This is a genomic window from Bacillus sp. FSL P4-0290 (assembly GCF_037975435.1).
In the GTDB taxonomy this organism is placed as follows: domain Bacteria; phylum Bacillota; class Bacilli; order Bacillales; family Bacillaceae; genus Bacillus; species Bacillus subtilis.
The window spans coordinates 1,389,161-1,405,999 of record NZ_CP150253.1 but is presented as its reverse complement, the minus strand read 5'-3'; the positions used below and the strand labels follow the sequence as shown (position 1 = coordinate 1,405,999).

Sequence of the window (16,839 nt, the reverse complement as noted above, 5' to 3'; positions counted from 1 at the left end):
AAAGAACCCGCTAAACTTACGAACGTCGTACCTAATTGCGCGAATGCTGGACCGAGCTCTGCGATCGCTGCGCCTAAATCCGCAAATGCCGGCTTTAACGTAGCAAGACTCGTAACCATAACGTTCATTGTTTCCGCAAACTGTGGCGCTAGTTCAGCCGCAATCTGTCCGAAGTATTGGCTAAACGCATCAAACACCGGTTGCAACGCCGTTATTGCGCTGCTAATAACGCTTGATACTTGCGCCCAGACAGTCGTAACCGAGTTGCGAAATTGTTCGTTCGATTGGTAAAGTCGGAATAAGAATCCGGTCAAGCTGACCAACGCTGTAATCGCGAAGCCAATCGGCCCAGATACGCCCATTAACGCCAACCCAAACGCTGTTATCGTCGGCGCAACGATAGAAATAACGCCGCTTACGCTTGAGAATGCCGTTTTAAGTTGCGCGAAGAACACGCCCGCAGCTTCCGATACTTTAGCTCCGATTCCTTGAGCGAAAAACTCAGATGCTTTCTGGCCGATTGAATAAAAGAACGATCCGATTGCGCTGATAGCCGCATTAAATCCGCTTTGTATTGCGGTACCTATGTTGACTGCTCCGGCTGCAAACCCGTTCCACATGGCCGGCCCTTTTTCGAGCAAATACGCTGCTACACGATCGACTGCCGCTACGATTCCGTCAAAAGCTACCTTCGCGCCGTTATATGCGACTAAGGCTCCGGCTTTGATTGCGTTAAACACTACGCCGAGAAGTTTCTGTAACTGCTCCGAGTGTTTGTATACGAGAACAAAGACGGTAACTAGTGCGGCTATGCCCGCTATTGTTAACGAAATTGGACTCGTTAAGGCCGCCAATATCGACGTAAATATTCCCATCATGCCGCCTGCCGCCGCAATCTGAACCGACAAAAGACCCCACGCGATTTGTAAAGAACCCAAACCGACGAGCGCGCCTCCGATTCCGGCTAGCAAAACGCCAAGTACAGTTATAACGCCGAGAATGGCCGCAGTCGCAGCTAGCGTGATAGCAACGAATTTCTGCATACCTGGCGATAGATTATTGAACGCGTCAACGACCTTTTGAAGCACGGCAACTAACGCCGATACGACCGGAGTTAATGCTTTACCGATATTGATCTGCGCTGTTTCGAACGCGCCCGAAAGTTCCTCGATCCGACCTTTCAAGTTGTTCATACGCTCCGCAGCAACGTCGGCCGCTTTGATTTTATCCATCGCCTTAGCCATTGCGGTAAAGCCTTTCGATCCTTCTTTTCCGAGTATTAACGCGCCACGAATTGCGTCAGATCCGAAGATATTATAAAGAGCTTCCTGCTTATCTTTCGCGGACATACCGTCAAGTGCTTTCGAAAGTTCCCCGGAAATCTCCGTCATGCTACGGATATTACCGTTCGCATCGAAAAACTTGTTATCCATGATTCCGAGGTTTCTCGTCGCTTTATCGAACGCCTTCGAAAACTTGTCGGTTCCTTCTTTCGCGCCTGACGTTTTCGCAACGTATTTATTAAGAGCGTCGTAAATATCGCCTAAGTCCTTGGTCGCCGGCTTGAAGCCTTTTTCAGCCATCCGCTTATAGGCTTCGGTTGTATCAAGCGTTACTAAACCTAAGTCGGACATCGATTCATATTGCGCTTTAGTCATCGGCACTAAACGGCTGAGCATCGTTTTAAGTGACGTACCCGCATCCGATCCTTTAAGACCGTTCTGTGCGAAAACAGCAAGCGCCGTCGCCGTATCTTTAAACGTCAGCCCCATTCCGGCAGCAACCGCAGAAGTCATCGATAACCCGTACTTCATTTCTTGAACGTCGGTTGCCGAAGAGTTGGCCGCCCCTGCCAGAATATCCGCTGCTTGCGCTACGCTAAGGTTGTCGTCCTTAAACGCATTAAGTGCAGTCGAAGCGATTTCTGCCGCATCCGCTAGTTCGAGTCCGCCCGCCGTTGCTAACGAAAGCGCACCGGAAAGACCGCCGTTTATGATATCCTGCGTAGTTACGCCGGCTTTAACGAGTTCTTCCATACCTTGCGCTGCCTCTAACGCACTGTATTTCGTGTCAGCACCGAGTTTGACCGCCAGGTTCGTTAAAGCATCGCTGTACTTATTCGCTTCTTCCGGATTCATAACCGATTTAACGTTCGACATTTGCTGTTCGAAGTCCATCGACTTTTTAGTCGCAAGGCCTAGCGCTCCACCAACCGCTAAGGTAGCCGAATTTTCACAATTTGTGTCCCTGTTTTGGACTCAAAACGTAATGTGACAGATTATCTTGTCGCAGCTATTCAAATTGATTATTTGAAAAATCTCATTAACTTACTAAGCCCTGATGTTTATATTGAAGTTGTGAACCAAGACGGGAAAATGATTTTTGCGAGCGGACAAGCATCTCATGCAGAGGATCAGAAACCTGTCAGCGGATATCTGGATGATATCAGCTGGAATATGAAAGTCTATCCGAACCCGGTCACAATAGAAGAACTGACGAAAAGCCTTGTGCTTCCGCTTTCATGTATTATTGTTCTGCTGAATATCCTTTTTATTCTCGTGCTGTATTATTTGCTGAAGCGGCAGACCCAGCTGGAGCGCTCAGAAAATGAGGCGCAAAAATTAGAGCTGATCGGGACGCTTGCTGCCAGCACAGCCCATGAAATCCGTAATCCTCTTACCGGCATAAGCGGCTTTATTCAGCTGTTGCAAAAGAAATATAAAGGTGAGGAAGATCAGCTTTACTTCTCCATTATCGAACAGGAGATCAAGCGCATCAATCAAATAGTGAGTGAGTTTCTTGTTCTCGGCAAGCCGACAGCTGAAAAATGGGAGCTGAACTCACTTCAGGACATTATCGGAGAAATTATGCCGATCATTTATTCTGAGGGCAATCTATACAATGTTGAAGTCGAATTACAGTATTTAACCGAGCAGCCCTTACTCGTAAAATGTACAAAAGATCATATTAAACAAGTGATTTTAAATGTAGCAAAAAATGGCCTCGAGTCAATGCCTGAAGGAGGCAAACTGACGATCTCCCTGGGAGCTTTAGATAAAAAAGCCATAATCAAAGTTGTGGATAACGGTGAAGGGATTTCTCAGGAAATGCTGGATCACATCTTCCTTCCCTTTGTTACTTCTAAAGAAAAAGGAACCGGTCTCGGCCTTGTTGTTTGTAAACGGATCGTGCTGATGTACGGAGGCTCTATTCATATTGAAAGTGAAGTGCGAAGAGGCACAGAGGTGACAATCACCCTCCCTGTATCCGCTTCATAACCCCCCTGACCATGTCAGGAGGGTTTTTTATCTTCGTGATCGGGTATTGCCATTCGATTTGCTTGCTGGTCTTCCAGAAAAAAGGATTTTGATGAAACGCAACAGCATTTTCAAAAGCAAAAAAAACATAAAAAATACTAAAAAACCCTTTATACCTTCCGTGGCATCTAAAAACTCCATATTCCCTCTCCCCGTCACCTTTTGCTGAATCTCAATCGCAAATACGATGACAATGATGACTGTAACGGTATAGATAAAGGACAAGGCTGTCATACTCCATTTAGAAAGCCATGTAAACACAGCGTGAGTGACGCCGAAAAAGAATATGCCAAAAATGCCGATCACCCAAAAATGCATTTCTTTGTCAGTTAAATAAATGCCAAATATTCCGCATAAGGAAATAAAAGCATCATGAAATTGATTGACCATTTCGGTAATGAGAATCGCCAGTTCCTTCATTAGTTCCCTCTTTCATATGAATTTTTTCCAGAAAAAAAGAGCGCTTCCGAAAAGCTCTCTCTTTATATATGCATCTGATAGGCCGCTATTTATTTGCATCATATGCTGGCATAACATCTCTGCGGGGCCACAAGCCTAATTTCTTTACAAGGCCTTGAATCCCTTGGGAATGTTCGTTTTCGTGCATAAGCTGGTGATATTCATTTATTAAACAATCCAGCTCCTGACTGTGCCTGATCGTGTCATGCCCTGTAAATCCCTGCTTTCTAGCGGCATCTATCATTAACTTTCTTTTTTCATCAATAGACACCAACAATCTTTCTTGTTCAGAAGAACCGCCCATTCACTTCACCCCTCGCCGCTAAGAAATAGGAAACAAGTTTGATTGGGTTATTGTGCATTATTACAGATTATACTTTATTTGTAAACATATTTTCATTAAATAAGTTAATTTTTCAGGTATAATAGATATATTGATAGGATTAGAAGAACAATACCCAGGTGAAGAATATCTTAAACACGCCGCCAGGCAGGAGGTATGCCCAATGAAGAAAAAGAAAGCAATTATGCTCGGAGCGGCAGGCGGAAAAGCAATTTTGAAGAGGAAAAACCGAAAAAAATGTATTCAGCACATCACTATTTTTTTTCAGATGCTTCGCGATTGGCGAAATGGCGACTACCCTCGTTCACAGGTTAAAACACTTTTGCTGTTAACTGCCGCAATTCTGTATATCGTCATGCCGCTCGATATCATTCCAGACGTAATCCTCGGTCTTGGATTCATTGACGATGCAGCTGTTTTAGGTTTGATTTGGACACTGATTAAAAAAGAACTGTCACAGTATGAAAAGTGGCGTTTGCAATAAATATAAAAAGCCCCGTTCGATGAACGGGGCTATCTCATGCTTATTGATTCACGCTGTCTTTTTCATAAATAGGAACCCAGCCTTCAGTTGTGACAAAAATTCTCACCGCGACAACTTTGCGGTCCTCCTGAAGCGTGAAGTAATGGCGGATATTCTCAGGCACGGAGATTAAATCTCCAGGGTTTAAACGGACATCAAAAAACGTGCCGTCCTTGCCTTGAATGACAAAAATACCGTGTCCGCTTACAATAAAACGAACCTCATCGTCTGTATGGTGATGCTCTCTTTTAAAGTTTTCAAGCAGTTCATCAAGTTTCGGATTGCTGTCTGACAATGAAATAACATCCTGTGCTTTATAGCCGCGGCGGGTTGAGATATCTTTAATTTCAGTTTCGAAGGTATCAAGAATTTGCTGTTTTTCTTCTTCTGTCAGGTCATATTTCTCTGAGAGATGTTCCGGAAGCTTCGTGATATCCCATTGCTCATAAATAACCTCTTGACTGTCCAGAAAGCTTGCCACTTCCTCTTGATTTTCAATCGTTGTATTTGCCTCATCATGAATTCGAATTGTAGCCATTTCAATTCCTCCTTTTATTTAACCAGCTGATGCTGGAGTGTTTTCAATTTCAAATGGTAGCTGAACAAAAATTCATACGCTTCAAGCACTCTTTTTGCCTCAAACGCTGTTCTCCCCCAAGCCGTAATACCATGATTTCGGATCAGAACAGCTCCTGAATCTTCTGAAATCTCTTCCGCAAACAGTGCCGCAAGCGTCGGGATATGTGCCGGATTTTCTATAATCGGAATGGTCACTTCTGCGTTCTCTTCCCACAGGCCGAGTGCTTTTATAATTTCCTGGCCTTTGAATGTGACTTTCTTTTGGTCTCCGTATAACTCTGAAATCACATTATTGTTTACCGTATGGACATGCAGGCAGCACCCGGCATTGGTTTTATTGTACAAATGTGTATGCAAAAGCGTTTCTGCTGACGGTTTCAGAGAATGCCCGCTTTCAGCAGGCTCTCCGTTTTGATCGACCAGCAGAAAATCTTCAACCGTCTCTTTACGTTTATCTTTTCCGCTTGCAGTGACGAGAAATGTTAAAGGCTCATCTGTAACCTTAATTGATAGATTACCGCTAGTCGCCGGAAACCAATCTCTCTCTGCCAATTCCCGTTTTACTTCAGCGAGCTCTCGCCAGCGTTCTTGTTTTGCAGCCATTCCTGTACCTCCTTTACATTCTCAATTTCCTTTCTGATCTCATAAAAATCTTGATACGGAAGATGATTGAGGTTTTGCTCCCGACATTCGTTTAATAAATAATCCCTTGCAAAGCATAGGTCAGACAGCTTTGCTGCCTCCACATCTGTAACCGAATCACCGATCATGATGATATATTGGTTCGGTTCAGAAAGTTCATGGATGACCGACGGCTTACAGCACCCGCATTGATTGCTGCATGTGCCCTTGCAGGAATGAGGCCAGTCAATATGGATATAGTCATTGTCAAATGAAGCATGGTTGCAATAAATGCGGTCTTTCTCCACAATGCCTTCAAGCAAAGGATATACAAAAAAGTCCATTCCACCGCTTATGACATAAAACGGAATCTCGTGCTCATTGATAAATGCTACAAATTCCCGAAAGCCTTCCCTGATTTTTGCATCTTCCAATACAAAACTTGTAATCTCTTCTTTTAAACGGCTGGGCAGAAGGCCGAACATCCGCCCGACACCTTCCTTGATCGACAGCGTTTTGGAAAGTACGCCGTCTTTTAATGCCACCCACTCTGGGGGAGCAAATGTTTTCATGATATTTATAATGTTGTCGTTCATCGTGATTGTTCCGTCAAAATCACAAATAATAAAAGGTTTTCGAGTCGTCATACGGCTTCAACCTTTCCCCATTTATCTAGCGCAAGCTTAAGATCCTTGCATTGTTCGGCTTTTTCATCAATCGGCTGGGCCTCTAGGACCGCATCAATAATGGCTCTGAACGCTCGCCCCCCGCCTTGGGCACCGTTCGGATGTCCATGTACGCCTCCTCCGGCGTTAATAATGTGGTCTATGCCGAAATCACGCATTAATAGCGGAACCATGCCGGGATGAATGCCTGCTGACGGAACAGCAAATGTTTGGTTAAAAGCATCCTCTCTCACACATTCTTCATGAATCGCCAGTGCATCTGCTCTTGGAAGCGCAACCGAACCATATGGAGACGGAAAGAGGCTGAAGTCAGCACCGCAATATCGGTTTAATTTTCCGAGTAAAAGAGCGTGAGAAAAACCGTAAAACGGAGAAGACGTAAACGCTCCGCTCACTGCTGGATGCGCCATAATCGGAACTGGGATTTCAGGATCTTCTGCAAGGCCTTGCATAACGTCCAAGCCGTAAGCGAAGACATTAAACAAAAGCGCATCCGCTCCCAACTCGGCGGCGCGTCTCGCTTTGTCTTTCAGATCAGCCGTACGTCCGGTCAAATTCACCGCATACAGCGTTTTATGACCGGTTTGTTCATACGTTTCTTTCAATATTTGCTTTCCTTCTGCAATTCTTGTTTCAAAAGGCGCTAGACCAGTCTCAAAGAAAATTTCATCGTCTTTAATCAAGTCAACTCCGCCAAGCGCCTGCTGCCGGAGCTGTTCTTTAATATCACTCAGGTCCCTTCCGATTACGCCTTTAAATATGCTCATTAACAGCGGTCTCTCAAACTCTCCCAGCAGCTTTCGGATGCCGTATACGCCAAACTTCGGTCCCGGCAGTGCACGCTTAAATGCTTCAGAGAAGTGAAGATCGATTAATTTGATTTTTCCGTCCAGGGACAGCTTGCCAAACACTGTTGTCAGCAAAGCCGGAATATCCTGAGAAAAATTGATTTCAGGATAGGCAATTGTGATGACCGCTTGTTTTTCTGATGCAGGAGTTCCCTCTCTCTCCTCAACTTTTATCACCCGCCCCTTGTGCTTTTGCATTTGCTCCTGTTTTACAAGGGGCAGATCAGTCCAGGAGCCTACTGTCAATCCTGTTGTGATTTGTTCTGCTTTCTTCTCTGTATCGGCTCCCGGTTCGGTCAGGAGATATGTCGCTAATAACTCACTCATGCCAGAGCTCCTTTCATTTTCATCCATATCAAAAAACCTCTTCAAACTGCAATCGCGTCTAAAGAGGTTTCGTTTCTCGTCCGAATCTTATCTCTCAGCCGCTAGCTGCAAGAATTAGCACCGTGCTTTATAAGTCGGTTGCCGGGCTTCATCGGGCTCGTCCCTCTGCCTGCTCTTGATAAGAAAATATAGATTTTATAAATTATTTTGAATTATCCCATCGTTATAAGGTCTTGTCAATGCTTTTTTGGGTAAACAGGTTCAGTTTGCCAATTCGATAAGCGGCTTCCTTAAGTCTTTCTTCACTTGTTAAAAGTCCGACTCTGACGTAGCCCTCGCCATATTCACCGAAGCCGTTTCCAGCCGCAACCGCCACATTCGCTTTTTCCAGCAAAAGATCTGAGAACTGCTCAGAAGTATAGCCTTCAGGCACAGGCAGCCATGCAAAAAAAGAACCTGCGGGAGCTGTTACATCCCAGCCGATTTCCCGGCATGCCGTGATCCAAGCGTTTCGCCTGCTCTCATATCTGGCATTTTGCTCTGCCACACACGTCTGATCGGCTAACAGTGCCTCTGCTGCAGCCTCCTGAGTCGCTCTGAAAAGACTGACAAACATATGGTCTTGATAAAGATTGATCGCTTCAATGACCGAAGCGTTTCCGACGGCAAAGCCAACCCGCCATCCTGCCATATTATACGTTTTTGACAGCGTGTAAATTTCAATTCCGATATCCTTCGCACCTTCAGTCTGCAAAAAGCTTAAAGGCTTGCAGCCGTCAAATCCTACAGCGCCGTAAGCAAAATCGTGAACGACGCAGATTCCGTTTTCAGCCGCAAAACGCACGGTATCTTCAAAGAACTCGGAAGTAGCAACAGCTCCAGTCGGATTATTCGGATAATTCAAATACATCAATTTCGCCTGTTCCCTTACTTCAGCGGTTATGCTGCTGTAATCAGGGAGAAACGCCCTGTCCTTTACGAGCGGCATCATTTCCATCTTTGCTTTTGCAAGTGTGACACCCGACCAGTAATCAGGATAACCCGGATCGGGAACTAAAATCGTATCACCGGGATTCAACAAGCATTGCGGGAGCTCGACTAGACCCGCTTTTCCGCCGAATAATACAGCGACTTCGGTTTCCGGATCCAGATCAATGCCGTATTCTCTTTTGTAAAATGCAGCAGCCGCTGACTTCAGACGGTATGAGCCGCGAAAAGAAGAATATTTATGATTCTCAGGATCAGCAACAGCTCGTTTCATCTCCTCAACAATATGTTCAGGAGTCGGCTGATCTGGATTTCCCTGTCCTAGATTGATAACGTCATGTCCTTCTGCGAGCTTTCGGTTCACTTTCTGCACCAGAGAAGCGAAGAATTGTTTAGGCAATTCCTTCAATACATGAGACTGTTCAAATTTCATCTATTCTCACCTTCTAAAAAAATCTTGAAATGATAGTCCATCATCATATATGGTTAAATGAAAAAAGTAAAGAAAAATTTGGGGTGTTAAAAAGATGAAATGGACGATATCTTGTCTTCAATTTGATATTTCATACGGCAAAACTTCGGAAAATATAAAAAAAGCTGAATTTTTCATCGAAAAAGAAAGCAAACATGCTGATGTTCTTGTTCTGCCTGAATTATGGACGACCGGATATGATCTGGCCAATCTTGATGAACTCGCTGATAAAGACGGCCGCTCCGCTCAGAGCTGGCTGAAGAAAACGGCAAAAAAACATGGTGTTCATATTGTCGCCGGATCGGTCGCTGTCAGGAAGAATTCTGATGTTTATAATACAATGTACATCGCGGATAAGGAAGGGCAAATCATTAAAGAGTACAGAAAAGCCCATCTTTTTCAGCTGATGGATGAGCATCTGTATTTATCAGCCGGTTCCGAAGACGGATACTTTGAGCTTGACGGCGTCAAAAGCTCAGGATTGATCTGTTACGATATCCGTTTTCCGGAATGGATCAGAAAACATACGACAAAAGGCGCCAACGTGCTGTTTATTTCTGCGGAATGGCCTCTTCCCCGCCTTGATCATTGGAAAAGCCTGCTTATTGCGCGGGCCATTGAAAACCAATGCTTTGTCGCAGCCTGCAATTGTACCGGTTCAAATCCGGATAATGAATTTGCAGGACATAGCCTGATTATTGATCCATGGGGACGTGTACTTGCTGAAGGCGGCCGGGAAGAAGGCATAGTCCGAGCGGAAATCGACCTTCAAGAAAGCGCAGAAGTTCGGGAGAGCATTCCTGTTTTCAATGATATCAGAAAAGATTTATATTAAAAAATATATTGACAACTAACTAAATTACCTGTTACCATGTTCATCAACTGATAAATTAGAATTGTCAAACAAGTGAATATATTCTCTTATCGAGAGTTGGGCGAGGGATTTGGCCTTTTGACCCCAACAGCAACCGACCGTAATTCCATTGTGAAATGGGGCGCATCTTTTTCGCGCCGAGACGCTGGTCTCTTAAGGCACGGTGCTAATTCCATTCAGATCTGATCTGAGAGATAAGAGAGGCGGACATAGATGTTAAGCCTCCTTCTCTCTGAGAAGGAGGCTTTTTTACGGCTACATATTAAGTGATTACATAATTGGAGGTTATGATGATGGGAGTCACAAAAACACCTTTATACGAAACGTTAAATGAAAGCTCCGCTGTGGCGTTGGCGGTGAAGCTTGGCCTTTTTCCAAGCAAAAGCACGCTGACATGCCAGGAGATCGGAGACGGCAACTTAAATTACGTTTTTCATATTTATGATCAAGAACATGACAGAGCATTGATCATTAAACAGGCGGTTCCGTATGCAAAAGTGGTGGGAGAAAGCTGGCCGCTGACAATCGACCGTGCAAGAATCGAAAGCAGCGCTCTCATCCGTCAGGGCGAGCATGTGCCTCACCTGGTTCCAAGAGTGTTTTATTCTGATACGGAAATGGCCGTTACCGTCATGGAGGATCTCTCTCACCTCAAGATCGCAAGAAAAGGACTCATTGAGGGTGAAAACTATCCTCATCTGTCGCAGCACATCGGTGAATTTTTAGGAAAAACACTTTTCTACTCATCAGATTACGCGCTTGAACCTAAGGTGAAAAAACAGCTTGTTAAACAGTTTACAAATCCAGAGCTATGCGACATTACGGAAAGACTTGTTTTTACAGATCCTTTCTTCGACCATGACACAAATGATTTTGAAGAAGAGCTTCGTCCTTTTGTCGAAAAGCTTTGGAATAATGACAGCGTTAAAATCGAAGCCGCTAAGCTGAAAAAGTCATTTTTAACGTCTGCAGAAACGTTGATTCATGGTGATTTGCATACAGGAAGCATTTTCGCAAGTGAGCACGAAACAAAGGTGATTGATCCTGAGTTTGCTTTTTACGGACCGATCGGCTTTGATGTAGGGCAATTTATCGCCAACTTATTTTTGAACGCACTCAGCCGTGACGGGGCTGACAGAGAGCCGTTATATGAACATGTCAACCAGGTCTGGGAAACGTTTGAAGAGACGTTTAGTGAAGCCTGGCAGAAGGACAGTCTGGATGTTTACGCAAACATCGACGGTTACCTCACTGATACGCTCAGCCATATTTTTGAAGAAGCAATCGGATTTGCGGGCTGTGAGCTGATACGACGCACGATCGGCCTTGCCCATGTAGCTGACCTGGATACGATCGTGCCGTTTGATAAACGAATCGGCAGAAAACGCCTGGCGCTCGAAACCGGCACAGCCTTTATCGAAAAACGTTCGGAATTCAAAACGATAACAGATGTTATTGAATTATTTAAGTTACTTGTAAAGGAATGATCCATTCATGACCCATTCATTTGCTGTTCCACGTTCTGTTGAATGGAAAGAAACAGCTATTACCATTTTAAATCAGCAAAAGCTTCCTGATGAGACGGAATATTTGGAGCTGACGACGAAAGAGGATGTATTTGATGCGATTGTCACGCTCAAAGTAAGGGGCGCTCCGGCGATCGGCATTACGGCTGCCTTCGGACTGGCGCTTGCTGCCAAAAACATTGAAACAGATAATGTCACGGAATTCCGCCGCAGACTGGAAGACATCAAACAATATTTAAACAGCTCACGGCCTACCGCCATTAATTTGTCATGGGCGCTTGAGAGACTGAGTCATTCGGTCGAAAACGCGATTTCCGTAAATGAAGCAAAAACAAACCTTGTCCATGAAGCCATTCAGATTCAGGTCGAGGATGAGGAAACGTGCCGGTTGATCGGCCAAAACGCCCTGCAGCTTTTCAAAAAAGGCGACAGGATCATGACAATCTGCAATGCCGGCTCAATCGCGACAAGCCGCTATGGAACGGCGCTAGCTCCGTTTTACTTGGCCAAACAAAAAGATTTGGGATTGCACATTTATGCCTGTGAAACAAGGCCTGTCCTGCAAGGTTCACGCCTTACTGCTTGGGAGCTGATGCAGGGGGGCATTGATGTCACTCTGATCACAGACAGCATGGCCGCCCATACGATGAAGGAAAAACAAATTTCCGCTGTTATCGTCGGAGCCGACCGAATTGCAAAGAACGGTGATACGGCAAATAAAATCGGCACATACGGTCTTGCTATTTTAGCAAACGCCTTTGATATTCCGTTTTTTGTCGCCGCACCTTTATCTACATTTGATACAAAGGTCAAATGCGGCGCTGATATCCCGATAGAGGAACGGGATCCCGAGGAAGTCAGGCAGATTTCCGGAGTTCGGACCGCTCCATCCAATGTGCCTGTCTTTAATCCCGCTTTCGACATTACACCTCATGATCTCATTTCAGGAATCATCACAGAAAAAGGGATTATGACCGGAAACTATGAAGAAGAGATTGAACAGCTGTTTAAAGGAGAAAAGGTGCATTAAAAAACCGCTGGACTTTGCTCATTTGGGCCGAGTCAGCGGTTTTTTTGTTTCTTTTTGTTAACATTGATGATTTCATCTTTTTGAGCGCTTGATAAGATATGCAGTTTCACAAACAGTTCGGCAAAAACGGCAAGTTTCTCAGAGCGGCTCGGCTTCAATTGCTTTGTCCTCCTTTTTCATCAGACCAACTTTTTTAACTTAATAAAATGATATGTCGGCCGTGAAAAAAGGGAACGTGCCATATGTTTTATTTTTCTTTATAGGAGATTCGCTCGATGTTTAGCAAAAATGCTTTGATCTCCGTTTTGCTTCCGGCGTATCCTGTTAACGCACTGTTTTTGCCGATCACTCTGTGGCACGGGACAAAAATCGGCAGGTCGTTCCGTTTATTAGCCTGTCCGACAGCGCGCACCGCTTTCGGACTGCCGACCGCAGCGGCAATATCTGCATAGCTTCGGGATTCACCATATGGAATCCTCTCCAGCGCCTTCCACACTTTTTGCTGAAAAGGAGTGCCCTTTTGGCTGAGCGGCAGGGAGAATGTCTTCCTTTCGCCTGCGAAATATTCTTGAAGCTGTTGTTTCGCTTCTGCAAGATTAGATGTTTCCTTGTGCTCAGTATTCTGAACCGTTTCTTTCCAATCCACCCAATCTTCCTGACTGAGAAATAGACGAGTGATCCGGTCATCCTCTTCGGCAATGATAAGTTCACCGAGCGGCGTTTCGGCTGTCGTATAGTAGTTCATTCATCATTCCTTCTTTCTTCAGCATTCTGTCTGACAGGAAGCGTAATATGGAAAACGGTGCCCTTCCCTTCTTCACTTTCTACCATAATTTCGCCTTGATGTTCTTCAATAATTTTATAGCTTACCATAAGCCCAAGTCCAGTTCCCCGTTCCTTTGTCGTATAAAACGGTTCACCAAGTCGCTTTAATTTATCTTCTGTCATTCCGATTCCCTCGTCTTTTAAGGAGATTAGAACATGATCTTGATCCAATGCCTTTATCGTTACAAAAATATTTCCGCCGTCAGGCATCACTTCGATGGCGTTTTTTAATATATTGATAAAAACCTGTTTCAGCTGATTCGGTTCACAGTAAATCGGGGGAATGTCGTCAATTAAATCAAGTTGCATTTGTACATTGCTGAGATTGGCTTGCGCATTTAGAAGGTCTATCGTGTCCCTCATAATTTGGGTAACATGTTTTTCCTCATACATAATGGCTTGGGGCTTAGCTAAAATCAAGAATTCGGTGATGATGGATTCGATGCGCTTTAGTTCTGAGGTGATCACGTTGAAGTAAAGGGCGTAGTCTCCCTCGACACTCCCTTTCAGAAGCTGAATGAAGCCTTTAAGAGCAGTCATCGGATTTCTGATTTCATGAGCAATGCCGGCTGCGAGTTCGCCGACAACATGAAGGGTATCTGATTTGCGCAGGCGTTCCTCCAATTCTTTTCGCTCTGTTACGTCTTTAAAGATAGCCAAGTTCATATTTTGAATAATATTCCGTTTAAATGAGAATTCGAGTTTTCTGTTATCACCGCTGCTCAGCAAAAATGGAATTTCGTTGTCCATTTCATCAAAATTAATCTGCCTTGCCGGTGATGCCAGATTTTCTATTTCATAAGCAGAAATAATATCTAACAAGCTGTGCTGTTTTATCTCTTCATGTGACAGTCCCAAAATATGGCTTGCTAACGGGTTGGCGTCAATGATCCTGTATTGATTGTCGAACAATACATTGCCGTCCATTGAGCCGTTGAACACTTTTCTGAATTTCAGCTCGCTTTCCCGAAGCTCCTTTTCCATCCGCTTTCTGTCGCTTACATTTCTTAAGATCGTCAAATGCTGATTTTCAAGGATTGTCCGTTTTGAAGTAAATTCAAGCTCTTTGAATTGGCCGTTCCCCATTTGAAACAGCAGCTCTTCTCTGATCTCTCCGTATTTTGCGTATTTCCTCTTCGTTATGCTGTATTTCTGCTGCGAGTCAACGAGAAAATCACACAGCTTTCTTTTCAACAGCAAATTCATCGGCAGCTCAAAAATTTTACAGGCTGATTGATTCGCTTTTACGATTCTTCCGTCATTCGACCAGATGATGATGGCGTCCATTGCATTTTCAAAGATTTCTCTGAAGCGCTCCTCACTTTTAAAGAGCTGCAGCTCCATAGACCGCTTCTCTGTGATATCCCTCATAATGGACATATAAAAACCGCTGATGATGTTTGATGTAATCGTGAATTCAAATAGTTTTTGAACTCCTGAACGAAGCTTGACAGGCAGCTCCCCCTTCGCTTTTCCCTTGCGGTTGAGCGCCTTCCAGATATTGTCGAAATCTTTTCGTGAGCCGCTGTCTATGAACTCATACAAAGATAAATGAGACAGCTCATTATGATTGATTTCAAAGCTTTTACAAAAGGACAAATTGGCATCAATAAAACCGCCATCTTTATCAAACAGGACGATTCCGTCAACTGCTCTGTCAAACAAGTCCTTAAAAAGCTGTTCATTCATAGAGAATTCCCGCTCCAGAATCTTCTTAGAAGATATGTCCCTCATGACAACAAAAAAGAAATCCTCACCAATGCCTCTTTTGGCCAGAAACTCTATGTATTTTGTTGCCCCGCAATCAAGCCTGATCGGAACCTCCTTCCACAGAAAGCCTTTTTTAAAAAACTTCTTTACGGAAAGATTCAGTTCATCCTTTGGGATTGAAAACAAAAAATCCAAAACAGAACGCTTTTTCAAATCCTCCGAGTCAACTTGAAGCATCCTTTCTGTTGCTTCATTTGCCTGAACAATCCGCATTTCGTTATCACAAATAAAAATAGCATCGAGCGTATTGTTGACAATCACTTGATGCTGATTCAATTCCTTTTTCAGTCGCGCGTTTTCTTCTTTGAGGCGATTCAGTTCCTCTCGCAGCTCCGAGTTTGTCTGGACACCAAGAGTTTCCATGCATGTACACTCCTTCTTCAAAACCTATCCCTCAATATTTCTACAAAATGCGGGAACTTCCTTCATTTGCCCTATAAATTTCAGAAAATTTCAGCGCCATTACATTACGAAGACATTTTCTACGATCCTTACCATCACTTTACATCGACCTAACAATCAGCATTTTTTTAGATTCCTTTTTCATCTTTTATTTTAAAATATGTACCAGCAGGGAATAATCTCTTAGTGACTGATGAAAGAGAAGGTGATGCTATGAGTAAATCGCGGGACAGTTATTTCGATAACGCAAAATTTTTATTGATATTCCTTGTTGTATTCGGTCATATCCTTCGTTCCTTTATTAATGATAATCATTTTATGCTCTACCTCTACAAGTTCATTTACACATTCCATATGCCTGCATTTATTCTTGTATCCGGTTATTTCGCGAAAGGCTTTAAACGGGCGGGATATGTAAAAAAGCTGGCGGTCAAGCTGATTATTCCGTATTTGATTTTCCAAATCATTTATTCCGTCTTTTATTACATTATGCAAGATGAAAGCATGGCAAATGTGAACCCGATTGATCCGCAATGGTCGTTATGGTTTCTTGTAAGCTTATTCTTTTGGAACCTGCTCCTATATCCTTTTTCAAAGCTTTCAAAGCAGTGGGCGCTGTTTGTCAGCTGCGGAATCGCCGTGCTGATCGGTTATCTGGACTTTGTCAGCAGCACGCTGAGCTTGTCACGGACATTCGTATTCTTACCGATGTTCCTTGTCGGTTTTTATTTAAATAAACATCATTTTGATTTATTGAGATCAAAACGCGGCAAACAAATTGCGCTCGGAGTGCTTGCCGCAGTATTCGTCATCTGCTGGGGCATCGATTTTGACTATTCTTTTCTGTTTGGTTCAAAACCGTATTCTTCATTTGGAGACGTTACCCTGGTAAGCGGACTATCCCGAATCAGCTGGTATGTACTCGCCTTTGGGGCAACCTTCAGCTTTTTAGCGCTTGTTCCGCAAAAACGGTATTTCTTTACCAAATGGGGAACCCGGACATTTTACGTGTATCTGCTTCACGGGTTTATTATTAAGACATTACGACAGGTCGGGCTTGAGGATTGGCTTACTGACTATCAAAGCTTAGTGATCCTCTTGCTTTTAACAGCAGCCCTGACATCAGTCCTCTCCAGCAACTTTGTTAAGACAGTCGCTCAGCCCTTCATTGAGCTGAGGATGACCAGCTTATTGCAATTTGTCAGAGGAACGGGCAAAAATGCTTATTTAAAATAGAAAAAGCACCTCTT

15 protein-coding genes, 2 pseudogenes and 2 riboswitches are annotated in these 16,839 nt (G+C 44.0%); of the genes and pseudogenes, 6 read left to right on the top strand and 11 right to left on the bottom strand.

Going from position 1 to position 16,839, the window contains the following annotated elements; translation table 11 throughout:
- Positions 1 to 995 precede the first annotated feature (995 nt).
- A pseudogene (locus tag MKY10_RS07355) lies at positions 996 to 2,207 on the bottom strand (phage tail tape measure protein); the annotation flags it as partial.
- Between the two features lie 21 nt (positions 2,208 to 2,228).
- Here MKY10_RS07355 and kinD point away from each other — a divergent pair.
- A pseudogene (gene kinD, locus MKY10_RS07350) lies at positions 2,229 to 3,278 on the top strand (sporulation kinase KinD); the annotation flags it as partial.
- A 27-nt stretch (positions 3,279 to 3,305) separates the two neighbouring features.
- On the opposite strand, the gene MKY10_RS07345 reads toward kinD, so the two are convergent.
- A complete protein-coding gene (locus MKY10_RS07345) occupies positions 3,306 to 3,737 on the bottom strand; it encodes a hypothetical protein (RefSeq protein WP_003232479.1) in 432 nt (143 codons plus the stop codon).
- Between the two features lie 85 nt (positions 3,738 to 3,822).
- Positions 3,823 to 4,080, bottom strand: a complete 258-nt coding sequence (spo0E, locus tag MKY10_RS07340; protein ID WP_003232480.1) for an aspartyl-phosphate phosphatase Spo0E — start codon at positions 4,078 to 4,080, stop codon at positions 3,823 to 3,825.
- 202 nt (positions 4,081 to 4,282) lie between these two features.
- Here spo0E and MKY10_RS07335 point away from each other — a divergent pair, with 202 nt between their 5' ends.
- Complete coding sequence (locus MKY10_RS07335) at positions 4,283 to 4,603, top strand: YkvA family protein (RefSeq protein ID WP_014479630.1); 321 nt, start codon at positions 4,283 to 4,285, stop codon at positions 4,601 to 4,603.
- 40 nt (positions 4,604 to 4,643) lie between these two features.
- Here the strand turns inward: MKY10_RS07335 and mtnD are convergent, their stop codons facing one another.
- The 5 genes from mtnD to mtnE form a co-directional block, all read right to left on the bottom strand.
- Complete coding sequence (gene mtnD, locus MKY10_RS07330) at positions 4,644 to 5,180, bottom strand: acireductone dioxygenase (protein ID WP_003232483.1); 537 nt, start codon at positions 5,178 to 5,180, stop codon at positions 4,644 to 4,646.
- A gap of 14 nt (positions 5,181 to 5,194) precedes the next feature.
- The gene (locus MKY10_RS07325; protein ID WP_015252217.1) at positions 5,195 to 5,824 is read right to left on the bottom strand and encodes a methylthioribulose 1-phosphate dehydratase; all 630 of its coding nucleotides are present in this window, start codon (positions 5,822 to 5,824) and stop codon (positions 5,195 to 5,197) included.
- A complete protein-coding gene (mtnX, locus tag MKY10_RS07320) occupies positions 5,782 to 6,489 on the bottom strand; it encodes a 2-hydroxy-3-keto-5-methylthiopentenyl-1-phosphate phosphatase (protein WP_003232486.1) in 708 nt (235 codons plus the stop codon). The genes MKY10_RS07325 and mtnX overlap by 43 nt, the downstream gene beginning before the upstream one ends.
- On the bottom strand, positions 6,486 to 7,703 hold the full coding sequence (mtnW, locus tag MKY10_RS07315) for a 2,3-diketo-5-methylthiopentyl-1-phosphate enolase (protein WP_061891296.1): 1,218 nt from the start codon (positions 7,701 to 7,703) through the stop codon (positions 6,486 to 6,488). Before mtnW ends, mtnX begins: the two co-directional genes overlap by 4 nt.
- Before the next feature lie 84 nt (positions 7,704 to 7,787).
- Positions 7,788 to 7,888: riboswitch (SAM riboswitch) on the bottom strand.
- A gap of 38 nt (positions 7,889 to 7,926) precedes the next feature.
- Positions 7,927 to 9,123, bottom strand: a complete 1,197-nt coding sequence (mtnE, locus tag MKY10_RS07310) for a methionine-glutamine aminotransferase (RefSeq protein WP_014479625.1) — start codon at positions 9,121 to 9,123, stop codon at positions 7,927 to 7,929.
- Between the two features lie 94 nt (positions 9,124 to 9,217).
- On the opposite strand from mtnE, the gene MKY10_RS07305 reads away from it, so the two are divergent.
- The 3 genes from MKY10_RS07305 (at position 9,218) to mtnA (ending at position 12,592) form a co-directional block, all read left to right on the top strand.
- Positions 9,218 to 9,997, top strand: a complete 780-nt coding sequence (locus tag MKY10_RS07305) for a carbon-nitrogen family hydrolase (RefSeq protein WP_014479624.1) — start codon at positions 9,218 to 9,220, stop codon at positions 9,995 to 9,997.
- Between the two features lie 83 nt (positions 9,998 to 10,080).
- Positions 10,081 to 10,237: riboswitch (SAM riboswitch) on the top strand.
- Between the two features lie 92 nt (positions 10,238 to 10,329).
- On the top strand, positions 10,330 to 11,523 hold the full coding sequence (gene mtnK, locus MKY10_RS07300; protein WP_003244973.1) for an S-methyl-5-thioribose kinase: 1,194 nt from the start codon (positions 10,330 to 10,332) through the stop codon (positions 11,521 to 11,523).
- Positions 11,524 to 11,530: 7 nt separating this feature from the next.
- Positions 11,531 to 12,592, top strand: a complete 1,062-nt coding sequence (gene mtnA, locus MKY10_RS07295; RefSeq protein WP_029726988.1) for an S-methyl-5-thioribose-1-phosphate isomerase — start codon at positions 11,531 to 11,533, stop codon at positions 12,590 to 12,592.
- A gap of 32 nt (positions 12,593 to 12,624) precedes the next feature.
- Here the strand turns inward: mtnA and MKY10_RS07290 are convergent, their stop codons facing one another.
- From MKY10_RS07290 to kinE, 3 genes are all read right to left on the bottom strand, one after another.
- Positions 12,625 to 12,750, bottom strand: coding sequence for a hypothetical protein (locus MKY10_RS07290; RefSeq protein WP_003232500.1), 126 nt, complete (start codon positions 12,748 to 12,750; stop codon positions 12,625 to 12,627).
- Between the two features lie 89 nt (positions 12,751 to 12,839).
- Positions 12,840 to 13,337: a methylated-DNA--protein-cysteine methyltransferase gene (gene ogt, locus MKY10_RS07285; protein WP_029726987.1), complete on the bottom strand. Its 498-nt coding sequence runs from the start codon at positions 13,335 to 13,337 to the stop codon at positions 12,840 to 12,842.
- The gene (gene kinE / locus MKY10_RS07280) at positions 13,334 to 15,550 is read right to left on the bottom strand and encodes a sporulation two-component system sensor histidine kinase KinE (RefSeq protein ID WP_003232504.1); all 2,217 of its coding nucleotides are present in this window, start codon (positions 15,548 to 15,550) and stop codon (positions 13,334 to 13,336) included. Before kinE ends, ogt begins: the two co-directional genes overlap by 4 nt.
- Positions 15,551 to 15,802: 252 nt before the next feature.
- Between kinE and MKY10_RS07275 the strand changes: the two genes are divergently transcribed.
- Positions 15,803 to 16,825 (top strand): acyltransferase family protein, encoded by a 1,023-nt coding sequence (locus MKY10_RS07275; RefSeq protein WP_339226347.1) that lies wholly within the window; start codon positions 15,803 to 15,805, stop codon positions 16,823 to 16,825.
- Positions 16,826 to 16,839 lie beyond the last annotated feature (14 nt).